The sequence below is a fragment of the Maribacter aquimarinus genome (assembly GCF_047345505.1).
Taxonomy (GTDB): Bacteria; Bacteroidota; Bacteroidia; order Flavobacteriales; family Flavobacteriaceae; genus Maribacter.
Map to the genome: position 1 here is coordinate 104358 of NZ_JBLFEO010000002.1, position 18486 is coordinate 122843.

Annotated in this window: 3 protein-coding genes; 2 read left to right on the forward strand and 1 reads right to left on the reverse strand. The window is 54.5% G+C overall.

Annotated elements, in window-relative coordinates; all coding sequences use genetic code 11:
• Window positions 1-2211, forward strand: a complete 2211-nt coding sequence (locus tag ACKWCC_RS01930) for a PorP/SprF family type IX secretion system membrane protein (protein ID WP_413994208.1) — start codon at window positions 1-3, stop codon at window positions 2209-2211.
• A gap of 1318 nt (window positions 2212-3529) precedes the next feature.
• Here the strand turns inward: ACKWCC_RS01930 and ACKWCC_RS01935 are convergent.
• Window positions 3530-3787 carry a hypothetical protein gene (locus tag ACKWCC_RS01935; protein WP_413994209.1) on the reverse strand — a complete coding sequence of 86 codons (258 nt, stop codon included), beginning with the start codon at window positions 3785-3787 and terminating at the stop codon, window positions 3530-3532.
• Window positions 3788-3953: 166 nt separating this feature from the next.
• Between ACKWCC_RS01935 and ACKWCC_RS01940 the strand changes: the two genes are divergently transcribed.
• Window positions 3954-18479, forward strand: a complete 14526-nt coding sequence (locus ACKWCC_RS01940; protein WP_413994210.1) for a T9SS type B sorting domain-containing protein — start codon at window positions 3954-3956, stop codon at window positions 18477-18479.
• The last annotated feature ends 7 nt before the right edge of the window (window positions 18480-18486 follow it).

Here is an 18486-nt window from a genome sequence, read left to right on the forward strand (position 1 = left end):
ATGCAGACAAAACGTTTTTTATACCTGTTCCTGTTTTTGTTCAGCGCCCTGGGAACCGCCACGGCCCAAGAGGACAGTCCTTTTGTGGTGTATGATGTCCCGGCACAAAACCTGCTCAAGTACAACCGGTTCTTGATCAACCCCACCTTTTCCACCGTGCGGGAAGACAAGTCTTACATTAACCTTTTACATAGAAACCAATCGGTACAGTTTAGCGACAACAACCAGAACTACTTTTTGAGCTACAGTGGCCGGATCAACGACCGCACCGGTCTTGGGCTAAGCCTCTATACCCAACAGACCGGCACCATCTCCAATTTTGGGGTATTGGCCAACTATGCCTACGGCGTAAGGCTCAACGAAAAGAGCAACCTTACGTTTGGCGCCAATGTGTCCTATTACAACAGTGGCTTTGACGAGGGCCGTGCCATTACGGTGGAGGAAGATCCCTTTTTGGCGGGCTTCCAAGATCAAAACCTGCTGTCCTTGCAGCCGGGCATCAACCTTTCCTACGGACAGTTTGATGTAGGGGTCTTTGCCGAGAACCTGTTCGACTATAATCTGCGCACCAACCAATCCCTCACCGCTTTCCAGGACAAGACCTTTTCGGGCCACCTGCAATATACCCATCAGTTTAAAAATACGTCGGGCGTTCTCGCGGAAGGTAGGCTCATGCCCTTGGCCCGCGTTCGCAAAGTGGGCTCCGAAGAGCTTACCCTGGGCGGTAGCCTGATCATGGACCTGCCAAAGCTCGGTTGGGTACAGGCGGGGTACGACAGTTTCTACGGTGCGGCGGCCGGAGTGGGTTTCAACCTCAATAGAAGGATTTCCCTGGGCTATACCATGGAAAAAGGCCTTTCCAACAATTTTGACAACTTTGGGGTTACCCACGAGATCTCCTTTGCCTACTCCTTTACGCCCAATCTCACCGAAGACCGGGTGTTGCTGGAAGAGGACAGTATGGACGAAATGGTGTTCCAAGAGGCCCTTCCGGAAGAAGAGGCCGATGACGAGGATATTGCCCTGCTGAAACAAAGGCTGGCCGAAAACGACGCCATTATCCAAGAATTGATGTTTCGCCAAGACTCCTTGGAGGCCAACAGACAACAAGATCTGGAACGGCGCTTTAACATGGTCATGCGCATGGTGCGGAACGAGACCCAGGGACAAAGACCAGATCTGGAGCAAAAAGCGGCCGAGATCTTTTCCATTGGGGACCAAGTGGCAGCCACTAGCGGCGCAAACAACAGTAACGATGGTGGTGCGGCCAACCTGGCCAATACCAGCTTAAACCAAACGGTAGCCGTGACCCGGAACGGTGCTGGGGAAAACCCAAAGACCAATGCCAGCAACACAAGGCAACCATCACCGGCCAATGGTTCCCAAAACCCGGTAGCCACCAAGGTAACGCGGCCCACAACGCCAAAGGCAGCGGCCACCCCTTCCAGGCCCCAAGCCCAAGATGCCGTGGCCGTGGCCAAAACCGAGGCAAGCCCCACGGTCCAGGACAGAACCCTACAGCGAAAAGCCATCAAGAACCGAAAGTTTACAGACCTTCCCGAGGCCAACAACGGCTACTACGTCATTGCCAATGTGTACAAAGGGCAGGAATACCTGAACCGGTTCCTGACCAACCTCAAGGACAAGGGCGTGGATGCCAACTATCTTGACAATCCCAACAACGGCCTTAAATATGTCTATCTGGACCGTTACGAGACCCTGGAGGAAGCAGAGGCCGCCATTACGAACAATAGGCTCAACGGATATGAGGGCGCCACTTGGATCATGAACGTGGACAACCGCTACAGCAACGAGGCCTATGCCGCCAACGTGGACAAATTGAACAAAAGGGCCGATGCATACGATACCGATGTATTGCGCACCAATGTGGTGGTCCAGGACAAATTGGTGGCCGAAAAAGAGGAACCGCAACCACTTGATCTTGGCCCTGGCGGAGATGGTTCGCAATACTACATCATTGCCAATGTCTTTGCCAATCCTAAAAATGCCAATCGGTTTGTTTCTTTGCTCAACAGCTATGGGCTCAGCGCGAGCTATTTCATCAACCCGGAAAATAATTATCGGTATGTATATCTAAAGCGCCATGCATCCTGGAACAATGCCCTCTTATCCTATTACACCAATCTCAATGATGCCTACAATGACAAAATGTGGATCATGAAGGTAAACCCCCAACAGCTGGCGGCCTAAACACAGGATCGATCGCTTACAGTTCCGGTCTGGTGTCGGTGTTATTGGATGCCCACAGGGCCTAGGGCCCGGCGTATGGAAAAAGGATGGGAAGCCCTTTCCAAAAGGAGGTGGCCCATAGGCTATGGCACCCCTTTCCATAGCAAGGGGCCTTCACCCATAAACTATACGGTATATTTTTGGGTCTCGTCCATTGCGCCCTTGCAATACTTCGCCTTTACCCTCTTTTGGAAGCCCATTCCATACCAAGCCATTTCCGGTTCTTTACACGTCCCATGCCACGGGATATGCCGTTGCCTTGGAAGTGAAACTCCCCATCATGGGCAATATGGTACGGGTTGATGGAAAAAGGGTTTTTGACCCTGTTTCACAACAGCTTGTTGTGAGGTTTTGGAACAAGATAACGCGTTGATGGTACCGGAGGGAGCCCATGACATTTAGGCATCGGTCAATGGCGCTGCACAATCCATATACCGACAAGACTTTTCCGGGGCCGTGCAAAAAAGGAAGAAGAACCGCTAAAACCAAGAGGTGGCCGTGCTCGGTGCTTGGTTTGGGACAGCTTTGGTTTCCAAGGTTTTGTCGGCCAAGCGTCCTCTTGGCCTTGAGGCCCTCCCTGCCCCAAAAAAAAGGTGCTTTGCCCGTAAAGAAGTACCTCCAGGGCCTGGCCCTTTTTTGAGTTGCCCAGGAATCTTATCCGGTCTTGACCAATTTTTGGGGCATGGGCTGCGCGAGGTGCGGTGTGGGCTCTTCCGTTGTTCTTTCCATCTCTCTTGTCGTTCAATGGGCGCCTGAACCGCCCATTTCTTGCCCCTGTATGGGGCTTCGCTCCGGTTTCCACCCTTTTTTATGGGCAGATGGATTTTGGCCGGCCCATTCCTTTAGCTGGTGCGCTTGCCACAGTAACAAACCAAAAAATGTTCTTGCGCCAATTTTTAAACCCAGATTATGCAGTAGACTTTCGTGATGAGGGTGTAAAGCCCCATAAAATCAAGACTTTTGCGATTGAGGCACCCGCCCGAATGTGCCATTCGGTACGGGCGGGTAGCCATCGCTACGGTGAGTGAGCAAAAGTCAGTGCAACGATTGATTTTGAAGGGATTTACAGCCGTAATACCTGCCCGTTCCTTTCAGGCGGGGAATTTCTATTGCTTAATCTGGGTTAAAAGAAGCAAGGCCAAAAAAAACGTGCCCCTTCCTTTTTGTCCAAAGACTTGCGCACTTCACGTGCCCAACAGCTTAATCGGTCCAGAAACCCCAATTACCCGTTTTTTTTCGGATTTTCCCTCCTGCATAACCTCTTGCCCCTGGCTAGGTGCTAAGCAGAAAAACCGCTTCTAAAAAAGGGCCTTTCCCCTCTTTTTTTACCCTTTTTGACCCTGTTCTTACATAAGCTTATATGCTTATTTTTGTCGCTTTTTAAATCAAAAAAGCGCCCTTTTTTCCCATCTAACCAGATGGTCTTTTCAAAAAGTCCGGCGGCCAAAAAAACAGCTGCAAAAAGGGCGTTCCCTGGCCCATTGCCCTTAGTGCAGACTGGCTGTCTTTGACCAAAACACAACGGAACAACCCCCAAAAACTTTGGTTATGGCCCCACACATACCTATTAATTGTAGCATTTCACAACAACTTGTGTTTGGGCCACAACATTAAGTTTCAGAACCTCGGCTAAAGGGTAATATTTGTTATTGGGTCTTTCCGAACCAACGGCTTTCGGGGAAAGGCCCAGTGAATTACTCCTTATGCGGAAAATAGACAGGATTTTGGAACAATTGCTTCGTTGCAGACGCTTCGCCATAAACGGGACAACGGCTTGGCTTGCCATAATTGCCTTGGTATGCTGTGCCCTGGGCGCAAACGCCCAAGTGAAAAATGATTTTGATGTGCGCTACGCGGCAGACATCCGGGGCGAGCTAACCTTCATTGGGAACAACATCGTGAACCGGCAGACCGATGCTGGTACCCGCATGGAGTGGCAATTCATAAATGGAAGGTGGCGTTTGGTGACCATAAACGTGTCCGCCGCCTCACCCAACGATCCGTACAACGATACCGGAGCGGCCTCGGAGTTCAATGACCGATTGAACATGCAGTACATTGATGTGGATTCGGACCCCTCTACCTTCAGTTCCAGCAGCGCCGTACTGACCATTCCGGACCCTTCATGCTCCCTGGTGCGCTACGCCGGCCTGTACTGGTCTGCCGTTTACGTGAACCCGGACAGGAGCAATATAGAGAACATTAGGTTCCGTATGCCCGGTGGGGCCTACCAGGACATTACGGCAGATGAGATCCTCTTTGACGGAAACGGCGATGTGGATTTTGGAAACTATAGCCCGTATGCCGCATACCGGGATGTTACCACCATGGTGGCGGGCTTGGCAGACCCCAATGGAGAATATACCGTGGCCAACATCAGGGCCAGTTTGGGCGGGGGCATCACCGGGGGCATCTCCGGCGGATGGACCATGGTCGTGGTCTATGAAAACCCCAATCTCCCCGGCAGTAGGTACATTACCACCTTTGATGGTTACGCTGGCATCCAATCTGGCCAAAGTGTGGATATTCCGGTGAACGGTTTCACCACCTTGCCAGCCCCCTTTCCGGTAAATGCCAACATTGGCATTGCGGCCCTTGAGGGCGACAATAGAATAGGTGGGGACGGTCTAGCCATAGACGCGGTTGGCGCGGGCACGTTCACCCCGCTCTCCAACTCGGTGAATCCGGCCAACAATTTTTTCAATTCCAACATCACCAGAAACGATGCCTTGGTCACGGACAGAACACCCAATAGCGTGAACACCCTGGGCTGGGACGTGGACCTGCTGGAAATAGACAACCCCTTCAACAATGTCATCCCAAATGATGCCACCAGTGCCGTTCTAAGGGCCACCTCCACCCAGGACAAATACGATATTTTCTTTACCTCTTTTGATGTGGAGATCATAGCGCCCAACATTGTGCTCGAAAAAAGGGTGAACACCCCGGGAGGTGTGGACATTACCGGACAGGGCGTAAACCTGGGGCAGGTCTTGGACTATGTGCTCACTTGGGAGAACATTGGCAACGACGATGCCACGGACTACACCATAAGGGACATCTTGCCGGTGAACGTATCCCCCCCAGATGGCAGAACCGATTTCATTCCATCGGATTTTGTGCTGCCACCGGGCGTTACCTACGTCTATACCCCGGCAACCCGGGAAGTGGTCTTCACCATCCCGGACAATTTGGCGGAAGAGGATGGCCCGGAATATAGCCTGCGCATGCGCGTTCAAGTGGCCGAAAACTGTTTTGATTTCATTGATGCATGTTCGGACCTTATCCAAAATCTAGCCTACTCCACCTATAGGGGCGTGGAAAACTCGGCCGTAATTACCGATGACCCCAGTGTCACCGACTTCAATGCCTGCGGCTTTGTCATTCCAGGTGCCACCAACTTTTTGTTGGATGACCTTTCCGATTGTAACTTTTCACGTACGGTGGAGCTTTGCGGAAGTTCTGCCGTGTTGGACGCCGGGGATGGTTTTGACGATTACATCTGGGTGCGCGATGACAATGGCAACAACATTCTAGATCCCACGGACACCGTAATAACGGACAGCGACCCGGACAACGACCCCAGCACCATGTCCGTGACCCAGGCCGGGACCTATATTGTGGACAAAATCGTTGCGGACCCCTGTAAGGGGTTCAAGGAGTTTATTACGGTTACCCCTTATGGTGCCGGACTCATCCCCAACCCCATCATTGAGTTTTTCAACGAGGTGAACGGGGATACGGACCCCACCAACGACATCCCCGGTGAGATTGTACAGTGCAGTGTGGACAATGCACTGCTGCCAAAACTCTTCCTCTGCGGCGCGGCAGACACCAAACTGTTGCAAGTGAACATTGTGGACGCCCAAAGCATTGTCTGGGAGCAATTGGATGAAGGCAGTTGTGCCCCTTCGGGAGACGATTGTGCCAACCGCGCCCTGAACTGTAACTGGAACCAAGTGGGAACGGGCAACAACCATACCGTGAACAATGAAGGCGAGTATCGTTTGTCCGTAACCTATCAAAACGGATGTACCAGTCGGTTTTATTTCAGTGTGTTCCAGAACGATCTGGACATAAGGCACACCAAGGAAGACATTATCTGTGCCAACCCCGGGAACATCACCATTACCAACCTGGGCGGCGGGTACGGCTATCAGCTCTTCAATGCGGACACCAATACCGTGGTCATTCCCTTTAGCGCAAACAATGGCCCAAGCTTTGATTTTGGACCGGGGGAGAACGGGACCTACATTGTGGAGATCACCCAATTGGACCCCTCTGGCGTACCGGTGAACAACGCCTGTATCTTTAGAACCCCTGAAATAGGCATATTGGACCGGGACGTGAGCTATAACGTGACCCCCACGGATGCCACCTGTACCACACCCGGTGCCATCAATGTACAGATCAACAATGCCGAGCCCAACTACGAATATGAACTGCGATTGGACGATGGCTCCAATGGAGGCCAAGGCACCTTGATAGACAATGAGACCGCCCAAACAAGCAATAACTTCACGTTTTCGGACCTAAACCCCGGCAACTATATTGTCATCGCCAGAACGGCGGACGGGTGCACCCATCAAGAGAACGTGACCATTCTGGACACCAATGACCTTACCCTTAATGCCACCACCACCCGGCCCATTACCTGTGAGCCGGGCACGGTTGAGCTTGCCGCCAATGGCGGAAGCGCGCCGTATTCCTATGCCATTTGGAACTATGAGGACACCTCTGGGGCCACCGTAACCTCTTATGCAAGGCCACAGGACATTCCTTCGGCCCAGTTCCAGACCGGCACCACCTTCATTATCCCCGCGCCGGGCACCTACTCTTTTGTGGTCGTGGACAGCAACAACTGTTTTGTGTTCTCCAACACCGTACAGGTAGAGACCAGGGCACTGCCCACTTTTGACCCCACCACGGTGACCGATGCCCTATGTTTTGGAGAACCATCGGGAGCCATTCAATACAACCTTACCAATGCCAACGGGTATGTGATCACCTTTGTTCTCTTTGACGATGCCGGAACGGAGTTGGCCAACAACACTACCGGCTTCTTCCCCAATCTGGCCCAAGGGGATTATACGGTACTGGTGAACCAGAGGTTTGGCGGGGTCATTTGCGACATTACGGACAGCTTTACCATAGCAGGGCCAACAGATCCCCTGGCGGCAACCTCCCTATTGGTCCAGGATTACACCTGTACACAGGAGGCCATTATTGAGGCCAACAACGTAACAGGGGGAACGGCTCCCTACTCCTACAGCCTGGACGGCATTACCTTTGTGCCGGATACGGTACCCAACGCCAATAGGTTTGAAAATCTGACCAATGGCACCTATGTGGTCTCGGTTCGTGATGCCGCGGGCTGCACCATTACCACGGACCCCATTACGATCAATGCCCTGAACGAGCCCACCGACCTGAATTTTTCGGTGACCGCACCCAACTGTCCCACCGAAACCTCGGAGGTCACCGTCAGTGTAACGGATGGCAACCCCATATTTACCTATGAGATCATTGCGCCACTGCCAGCTGCGGTGAACAATGCCAACAGTCCCGTGTTCGCCGATCTGGCGCCCGGAACCTATACGTTCAGGGCCACGGATGCCCTGGGCTGCTCCATTGAGGAAGACCTAACCATCTTGCCCGTGGAGCGAATCACTGCAAACGGTGTTCTGGACAGCAATGTGAGTTGCTTGGGAGGCCTGGACGGTGCCCTGACTTTTACCGTGGGCAACATTTCCACCACCTACGATTACAATATTACAGGCCCGGCATCGTACGCCGGAGCTGCCCAAACGGGCCAAACGGCCACCAACATCCCCCTTACGGGATTGGGTGCTGGCACCTACACCATCACCGTAACGGACAATGGCACCAATTGTACGGCAACGGCCAATATCACCATAGCCGAACCCTTGGCTCCCTTGGCTCTGACCGCCAATGCCACACAGCCCACCTGTCTTGATGATGGGAACGTGCGCCTCAGTGCCACCGGCGGCTGGGGAGGCTATAACTACACGGTTGCCAATCCAGACGGTTCCCCATTTGGAAGCAACACCAGCGGTAATTTCAATGGCTTGGTCCAAACGGGCACTTACACCGCCACGGTTACCGATGCCAATGGCTGCGTGGCCAATACCACCTTTGTGCTCGATCCGGCCGTGGCCCCCGTATTGGAAATAGTGCCCAATGCCCTTTGCTATGATGCCACAAACGGTCTCTCCCTGACGGCAAATGTCATTTCCGGAGGCAACGGCAGTTATGAATTTAGCCTCAACGGTGGGGTGTTCGGTACCACCAACACCTTTACGGGACTGGCCCCGGGCACACATACCATAACCGTGCGCGATGGCAATGATTGTACGGACAGCGCCAGTATCTCCGTGGATGCCGAACTCACCGTAACGGCAAGCGCCGCCCCCATCACGGCCTGTGGCAGTGGTACGGACATCACCATTACAGCGGCCGGAGGCGATGGCAACTATGTCTATGCCGTGATGGACGACGGCGTGCCTCCCTCTCCAACGGATTTCGGAACCAACAATACGGTAACCGTCAGTGCCGCGGGAGACTATGACATCTATGTAAGGGACGCCTCCGGAACATCCCCGTTCTGTGAGGCCGGTAGTGACATTACCATTGTTCAAGACGCCCCCTTGGCGCTTTCCATAACCAACAGCCCCATTTTGTGCAGCGGCGAAAACCAGGCCACGCTTACCGTCCTGGCCACCGGCGGCACGGCGCCCTACCGGTACAGTTTGGACAATGGCACCACCTACCAGACCAGCAACACCTTTGCAAACCTGGGCGCAGGGTCTTACAACGTTCGGGTGCGCGATGCCAACAACTGTGAAGTGGCGCAGATCTACAACATTGAGGAACCCTTTACCTTATCTGCATCGGCCGCTGTGACCCAACTGGCCGAGTGCAACCCGGGAACAGGGGCAGAGGTGCGCATCACCAACGGCCAAGGGGGCACGGCGCCCTACAGCTATAGCTTTGATGCCGGGCTCAACTACGACCCAAATCCCATAGGGTTCCTGTTGCCTGGCTCCCACACGCTCCTGATCAGGGATGCCAACGGTTGTACGTTCCCCATGTCCGTAACCATTGATGCGGTTCCCACACCGCCCAACGTTAGCCTTACCCCTGTGGTGGACTATGGTTGCAACGGCCTGGGCATTGTAACGGTGCTTCCGGACAACACCTCTTTGGACTATACCTATAGCCTGAACGGTACCCCGAACACCCCGCCCAACTCCAACGTCTTTACCGATGTTCCGGTGGGCACACAGACCATTACCGTGGATTACGTGAACAGTGCCGCTCCCACACCAAGCACTCTTTTGTCAGAAAATTTTGGAACCGGTGCCAATACCAGCATTTCACAGATCGATCCGGTCTATTGTTATGAGCCCCAAGATGGAAGCATGCGTCCCTGCGAACCCGGCGTTCCCGGAAGAGTGAACGATGGGGAATACTCCGTGACGCAGGTCATTGCGAGCCCATTTGGTACTTGGCGCAGCCCCAATGATCGCACGGCACTTCCCAATGGTCGGTTTTTGGCCATTAATGTGGGCGGTGTGGCCGGTGTGGGCGGTATTGTATATGCCAAGCGAGGCATTGAAGTGGTTCCCAATAGGGACATCACCATTTCCCTTTGGGCATACAACTTGCTCAGAGCGGGCACCACAGGGGGCGATCCCTCCATTGAGATACAACTGGTAGACCCCTCCAACAACCTAATTGCCAGTACGGTAACGGGCAATGTACCCAAGAACAACGATGCGAACGACTGGCACAATTACAACGTGACCCTCAATCCTGGCACGAATACCAATCTGGACATTGTGATCAGAACCAATTCTGCCGTAATCATGGGAAATGACATCGCCATTGATGATATCGAGGCCTTTCAACTGCCGGAGCAGTGTGCTCAAAGCGTTACCATGGATGTCATCATTGAGCCTGGCAACGAACTGGGAGCCCAAATAACGGCTTTTTCAGATGCCTCCTGCGCCGGTGCCAATGATGGAAGCATTACGTTTGATGCCACTAATTTTGGTGCCAGTGGTTTTGAGTACCAAGTGAACGGCGGTGGCTACACTGCCCCGCTGGCCTCCGGGCCCGTTGTACTTTCGGGACTTGTGGCCGGAAATTACACCATTGATATCCGGGATGCGGACGATGCCAGCTGTGCCGTGACCATTGCCCAGACCGTAGGGGAACCCGCACCCGTTGTGGCCACGGTGGTGAATGTACAGCCCGCAAGCTGCAACGATGGCGGTGCCATCACGGCCAACGCCACGGGCGGAACACCCACCTATGTGTATCAACTGGAAGACACCTCGGGCGTTGCCATTGCCGGGTACGACTTTGCCACCAACGGAAACAACACCGTGTTTTCTTCCCTGGCGCCCGGCGACTACCTTGTTAGGGCCAGGGACACCAACGGTTGTGAGGATGTGATCGACACTCCCGTGACCATTGCCCCCACCAACCCGATCGTGTTCACGGCCACGCCCACCACCTGTTATGACGGTGGCAACACCGGGGAGATCGTGGTGAACGTGACCAGTGGCAACGGAGGCTACCAATTTAGACGTGATGGAGGGCCCTGGTTGAGCCCGGTTCCCGCAACGGCCACCAGCTACACCTTTCAAAACCTTTCTGAGGGCAGTTATGACATTGAGGTAAGGGATGTCTTGGGATGCCCCGTGGCACCGATCATCCAGACGGTGGTGATTGCGCCCCAACTTACGGCCAATGCCCTGCTCACCAATGACCTGAGCTGTTTGGCAGATGCTTCCGTGACCCTCACGGCCAACGGAGGTTCCGGGAGCTATACCTACGAGTGGTCCAATGATGGGGGAACCACGTATTCCAACACCGGTTTTACGGCCAATGTGTTTACAACGAACACCTTTGGCACCTTTGTTTTCAGGGTTACGGACACCACTGCGCCCACGGCCTGTACCGTGGTCACGGCCCCCGTGACCATCAACGAGGCCCAGACCCCGGTCATCTCCAATGTGCTGCCCACCAATATTTTATGTAGTGGTGAACAGACAGGTGCCCTGGATGTACAGATCAGCACGGCCATAGGAGCGCCTCCCTACACCATTGACGTAGTGGAGACCAGTGGACCCACAAATTATGGCACCCAGACCACGGGCCTACCGGCCGGAAACTATGAAGTGACCATCACCGATGCCAAGGGCTGTGTGTCCAATCCCTTCCCGGTTTCCATAACCGAGCCCAACTCCATTGTCTATACCACGGCAGATGTACCCATTACCTGTGACACCAGCGGTGCAGGGGTCACCAACCCTGGTGAGATCACCATCTCCGGGGTGTCCGGGGGTACAGGGGAATACACCTATATCCTTTCTGGAAACAATGGTATCCCCACGCAGACCTATACGACCACTCCCCTGGCCCGAGACCATACGTTCACCGTACTGGAATTTGGTATTTATCAAGTGGATGTGGTGGATGCCAATGGATGTTCGTCTTTTACCACGGAAATCATCGCCTCTCCACCCAATGACCTGGACATTGATGTGTCCACCGCCACGTCCGATTGTTTGGTGGGCGGTACGGCCGTGGTCACCGTGGGTGCTGCCGTGGGCAGTGGCAACTATCAATTTGCCATTTTGGAGACCTATACGGCTCCGTACTCCTTAAGCTATCAATCGCCCGATGTTGCAGGCGGCGACACCGCCACTTTCACGGGATTGACCCCTGGTATCACCTATACCTTTGTGGTCTTTGATGCCACCACAAATTGCCACTATTTTGAAGAGGCCGCAGCGCCCATAAATACTCCTTCGGCAATGACGGCCACCTTGGACGAAGTGAACAATGTAAGCTGTACCGGTGCCGCCGATGGCGACATTAGCTTTACGTTTTCTGGGTTTGATACCGCGGCCACGGAGGTGCAGTATGAGGTTTTTAACCGACAGAGCAATGTCACCACCGGGCACTCGGGCACGGCCAGCGTTAACCCTCCTACCTCGGTGTCCGTCAATAATTTTGCCACCCTGCCCCCAGGGGAATACTACCTCTTGCTCACTGAAGTTGGCGGACCCAACAATGGTTGTTCCGTAAATGGAGGTGAATTTACCATTAGGCAATCTGCCAATCTCCTGGACTTGGACGTGAGCTCGCCCCAAAACGATAATTGTAACCCTGATGCCGGCGTCATTGCCGCTACCGGCCGCTTTGGTACGGCACCCTACCAGTACCAGTACCTGCCGGACACGGCCACCCCGCCCACGGCCTTGAGCCCGGGATGGACGAGTGCCGCCACTGCCAATGTGGAAGCGGGAGACTATGTGGTCTATGTCCTGGATGCCCATGGCTGTATCCAGAACCGGGCCATTACCGTGAACGAAGATCCCAGCCCGGAAATAAGCGTGAGCATTGTGGATGAATGTGCGGACGAAGGTCTGTTTCAACTCCGTGTTGCACTGGACAACCCTGCGTTGGCATCGGCCCCCTTCCAGATCAGTGTAAACGGAAGTGCTTTCCAGAACGTCACCTTCAATGCCAGCAACACGGTTACGGTCTCAGGACTGTCCTCTGGTTTGGCCCAAAGCGTCACGGTAAGGGATTTGAACGGTTGTGGGGACACGGAGAATTTCGATATATGGCCCCCACTTCAGTTCAACGCCTCCCTTACCACTTTGTTGGATTGTGAGGTGGGTACGGCCGGTAACGCGGAGATTACCATTGATGTCGTTTCCGGTTCCGGAAGCTATGACTATGAGATCGATGGGCCCGGCGCCGTGGATCAGGCAAGAACGGCCATGGGCGGAAGCAACCTTACCTGGACCGGTGCCAGTGTTGCCGGTGACTATACCGTTACGGTGTATGATACCAGCACTTCCGTGCCCAATTGCTTGGGCAGCATCTTGGTGAACGTGCCCCCGGCGATCACGCCCAACATCAGTGTGGTAAGCGCCACGGATGCCAGCTGTAGTGGCGCAGATGACGGCACCCTCCGTGTTTCCGTGCCAGATGTGGGCACGGGACCCTATGTCTTTGAGATCATTTCGGGGCCCGGGAGTGGCATGTCCTTCCCGCTTGCACCCAGTTCGGCCACGGCCACCACGGCCACGTTCACCGGTCTGGAGGGAGCGCTTGCCCCGGGAGTGGACTATACCGTCCAGGTCACGGCGGCCAATGGCTGTACGGACACGGTCTCACAGACCATTGTAGAGCCCGAAATCTTGAGTGTCCCAGCCCCAACCGTGACCGAGTTCCTTTGTGCCCTGGGCAACAATAACGGCAATGCCTCCATCAGCATCGATGCCACGGCCATTTCCGGTGGTTCGGGCAGTTATGTACGCTTTGAATTTGTGGAAGAGGACGATCCCAATACCGCGGTGGTGGAAATCCCTGCAGTGGTGCAGTCCGGCAGCAACCCCGTGTTCATTTCAACCGATGTGGCCGGTGGCAGCTACACCATCAACGTCTATGACAGCAATGGCTGTTTGGGCAGCACCACGGCCCTTATCGCACCGTATGACGCCATTTCATCTGCCAATGTGAGCATTACCAATACCGTTACCTGTACCCCGGGAAGCGATGGGGAGCTCACAATGAACGTGGTGTCTTCCCTCGGAGATCCAAGCCGTTTTGAATATAGCATTGACAACGGAACCACCTACCAAGCCTCCAATGTGTTTGGCGGGCTTGCCGCAGGTGCCCATACCATCTTGGCCAGGCATTTGGATACCGGCTGTATGGTGTCTGCCAGCGCCACCCTGGACCAACCCAATACCTTTGGCATCAACGTGATCAAGACCAGTGATGTGGTGTGCTTTGGAACCGCTACCGGCGCGGTGAACTTTGCCCTGGTGGATGCCACCTATCCAGGAGGCTTCACTTGGGAGGTTTTTGACACCAATGGCACTCCCACGAACACTGGGGACGACATCTCCGTGGCCGCCAATACCGAGGCCAGCAATGGGCCAACGGCAGATATCAACCTGCCCGCTGGCAGCTATTATGTGCGCGTTACCCAAGACAACAATCCGTTCTGCGCCAATATCGAGGCGTTTACCATCAACGGCCCATCAACAGATATTAGCGGAACTGTAGCACTGGACGAGATTACTTGTGTGGGCAACGACGGCGCCATTGAGCTGACCAATGTTAACGGAGGTTGGGGCGGTTACCAGTATTATGTGGGCTCCACGGCCCCAACGGCTCCAACAGATTACCTGCCCACCCCTAGATTTGACACTTTGGGACCGGGCACCTACCAGGCTTGGGTACGCGACAGCCAGGGCTGCGAAGCGTTGATACAAGACAACCTGGTCTTGGCCGATCCCCTGCCCATAAACGCCGTGCTCACCATAACCCAAGAAAATTGCACCAATCTGCAGGGCGCCCTGGAAGTTTCGCTCCCCACGGGTGGTCAAGGCAGCAACTATACCTATCAATTGCGGTTGAACGGTGCCGATTTCCGTGCGCCACAGACCACCAGAACCTTTAGCGGACTTGGCGCGGGCAGTTACGAGGTAACGATCACCGATCAATGGGGCTGTACGTTTACCACGGCAGCGGAACTGTTGTACGAGGAAATGAACCTGACCGCCAATGTGATCAAGTTGATCGATTGTAGCCCTACCCCTGAGGGACAAATTACCATCGCTGTGGCCGGCGGCTCGTCCAATTTGAGTTTTGAGGTCACCTTCCCCGACGGTAGCACCACCTTAACCAACACCAATGGTGTATTTGCCGGCCTGGACCAAGCGGGAACCTACTCGTTCAGGGTCACCGACCTGGACACCACGGCCCCGGTCTGCGAAAAAACCATCACCGCGGAATTGGATGCACCCATAGTGCCGATCCTCTTGCCCTCCGCCCTGTCCAACGTTTCCTGCTTTGGTGGAAACGACGGCAGCATTACGGTACAACTGGATCCAACGACCAATACCGATCCGGTCTATGAGTACGAACTCTATGAAATGGCCAACCTGACCACTCCGGTGGCAGGGCCACAGACGAGTCCGCTGTTCGATAACCTCATTGCGGGAGACTACAGGGTGCGCATCATTTCCAGCAAGGCCTGCGATGCCTTTAGGGACGAGACCATTGCCGAGCCCACCGAGCTGCGCATCAATGCCACGGCTACGGCCTTTGCTTGTGCACCGGACAATAGCGAGCAAAATGCGATCATTACCGTGGACATCCTGGACGGAACCGGAACTCCGGGAACCCCTTCTGGAACGCCTCCCTATCTGTACAGCCTTGACAATGTGAACTTCCAAACGGCGAACACCTTCACGGTGCTGGACACCGGGGCCCAACAAAACCTTACGGTATATGTGACCGATGGGGCGGGATGTGCAGTGACCGATACGATCACCATAGACCCGTTGAACACCTTCACGGCCAATGTGGGCCAAGACCTGGCCATTAGCTGCCAGAACCCTGAAAGGGTCACCGTGAACGTTACCGAAACAGGGGCACCGGGAGATGTGTACGACATTGTCTTGCTTCCTGTGCCCAACGGCAACGGAACCTTGGTCTCGGCCACGGACACCTCGGCCACTTTTGATCTGGCCAATGTGGGGAGCTACACCTTCCGCGTTACCAATACCACCACCAACTGCTATGTGGACACGGCCCCCTATACCATTGCTCCCTATGAACTGATCGAGGCCACGGCCGTTGCCAGTGCGGCATCGGTGTGCTTTGGGGACTCCAATGGCAGCCTGGACGTGACCATAACGGGATATACAGGCACGTTCGACTATGAGGTGTTCACCGCCGCCGGTGTCTCGGTGGGTACAGGAAGCGGAACGGCCACGGCAGATCCGCACACCCTCTCCGTTCCCGGTATTTCTGGTGGAAACTATTATGTACAGATCAATGAGACCGACCCCGCAAGTACCCGTTGCAGTGCATTGACCAATACGGTGACCATTGCCTCCCCGGACATGCCGCTCACGGCGAACATAAGCCTGCTCGCGGACGCCACCTGTACCGATGACTTGGGCCAGATCAGCATTGTTCCCAACGGCGGATATGCCCCGTACGACATTGTCATGACCCATACGGCGACAGGAACGGACTATACCGCGAACAACGTGCAGTCCATTGCTTTTGAAGGATTGCCCTCAGGTGCCTTTACCATCACCATAACAGATGATGGCGGCTGTGTCCTTACCGATACCGCGGCCCTTGCCCCGGCAACGCCCATTGTGGCCAGTGCCACCCCGCTGGTTACCGACCTGGCTTGTTTTGGCGACAACGGAGCCACTGTTTCTGCCCTGGTCTCCGGTGGTGGAAGCGGGGCCTATTCCTACCAACTGAACTACTATGACGCTGCGGGAACCGCCATTGTTCAGAGCTCAGGGCTTCAAGCAAGTCCAGATTTCAACGATTTGGGGGCAGGGACCTACAGCATTACCGTTGTGGACGGTTGGAACTGTGACGTGGAGACCAATACCGTGCTCATCACAGCACCGGATCCCGTGACCGCCCTCTTGTTGCGTACCGATCCACTTACCTGTACCACAGGGGTGACTTTTGAGCTGATCGCCAGCGGCGGCAGTGGCACCTATGAATACAGTACGGACAATCTTACCTTTTTGCCCATGGCCGGAAACTCCATAAGCTTGCCGCAGACCGGAGTGTTCAACGCCGGCACCTATCGGTACTTTGTAAGGGATGCCGTAAATGGTTGTGATGCCGCCCTATCCAACGCCGTTACCGAAGACCCCATTGACCCGTTGACCCTGTTGGTGGATACCTCGGCCAGTTTTATCAACTGTACCGGGGAAAGTACGGCGGCCATTTTTGTGGAAGCCTTCGGGGGGCTGGGCAACTACGTCTTTGAACTCTTCACCGATGCTTCCCTTGCCCCGGCCTCGCGCATTGCGGGACCCCAGGCAGACGGTGCTTTTGAAAACCTTCCCGCCGGCACCTATTATGTTTCGGTGACCAGCGAAGATTGTACCGTGCCCGCAGAAAGGGTGGTGATCACGGAGCCGGCACCATTGACCTACACCGAGGCCATTTCGCCCATTTCCTGTGCCGGGGAAAGCGATGGCAGTATCACGGTGACCCTCGCCGGGGGTGCCGGAGGCTACCGTTATGCCATTTCTCCCAACTTGAACCAGTTTGACACGGTGAACACCTTTACCGAACTGGCCGCGGGCAACTATACGATCATTGCCCAGGACCAAAACGGTTGTTTTGAGTATCTGGAATATACCATTACGGAGCCGGACACCCTTGAAATGCAAGCGACGAGCACACCCGAGCTTTGTGTGGACAGTGCGGACGGGACCATATCCATAAACATCTCTGGCGGAACAGCGCCCTACAGTACCGCAATGAACAGCAATGACGACGCAGATTTTGTACAGGACCGAACCTCCTTTGCCGATCTGGCCACTGGAGACTACCTCATCTTTGTGAGGGATGCCAATGGTTGTGAGACCAACACTGTGATCAATGTGGCGGCCGGCGTGAACCTCAATGCCACGGTAACACCTGTCTATGAATGTACCACGGACACCCCGGACAATTATGTGAACATCACCCTGGAGGACCCCACAGTGATCGGCGACGTGCTCTATGCCCTGGACACCACCGATCCCGCTGCCATGCAACTGAACCCTGATTTCAGGAACATTGCGCCAGGAGACCATTTCATAGCCATAGCGCACTCCAATGGCTGCGTGCAGACCGTGGATTTCTCCATAGCGCCTTTTGAGCCCTTGACCCTTACCTTGGAGCAAGGGAGCCTAAATGAGATCACGGCCACGGCCCTGGGCGGCAATCCGGAATACACCTATTATTTCAATGGGGTGGAGAATGGTGCAGATGCCACGTTCTACATCACCGCCACGGACACTTATGAGGTCCGGGTGGTGGACGAGAACGGTTGCGAGGCCATTGCCAACATTTTTATGGAGTTCATAGATATTGAAATCCCCAATTTCTTTACCCCGGACGGCGACGGACAGAACGATGTGTGGATGCCACAAAACATTGAACAGTTCCCGGAAATACTAATAAAAGTATTTGACCGTTATGGTAGAGTGGTTTCCGAACAGGTCATCGAGGCCCAGGGCTGGGACGGCAAATATCGGGGCAACGAGCTCCCCACGGGAGATTATTGGTACGTGATCAAACTGAATGGTGAAGCAGATGAGCGGGAGTTTGTTGGTCATTTTACCCTTTATAGATAATAATTTA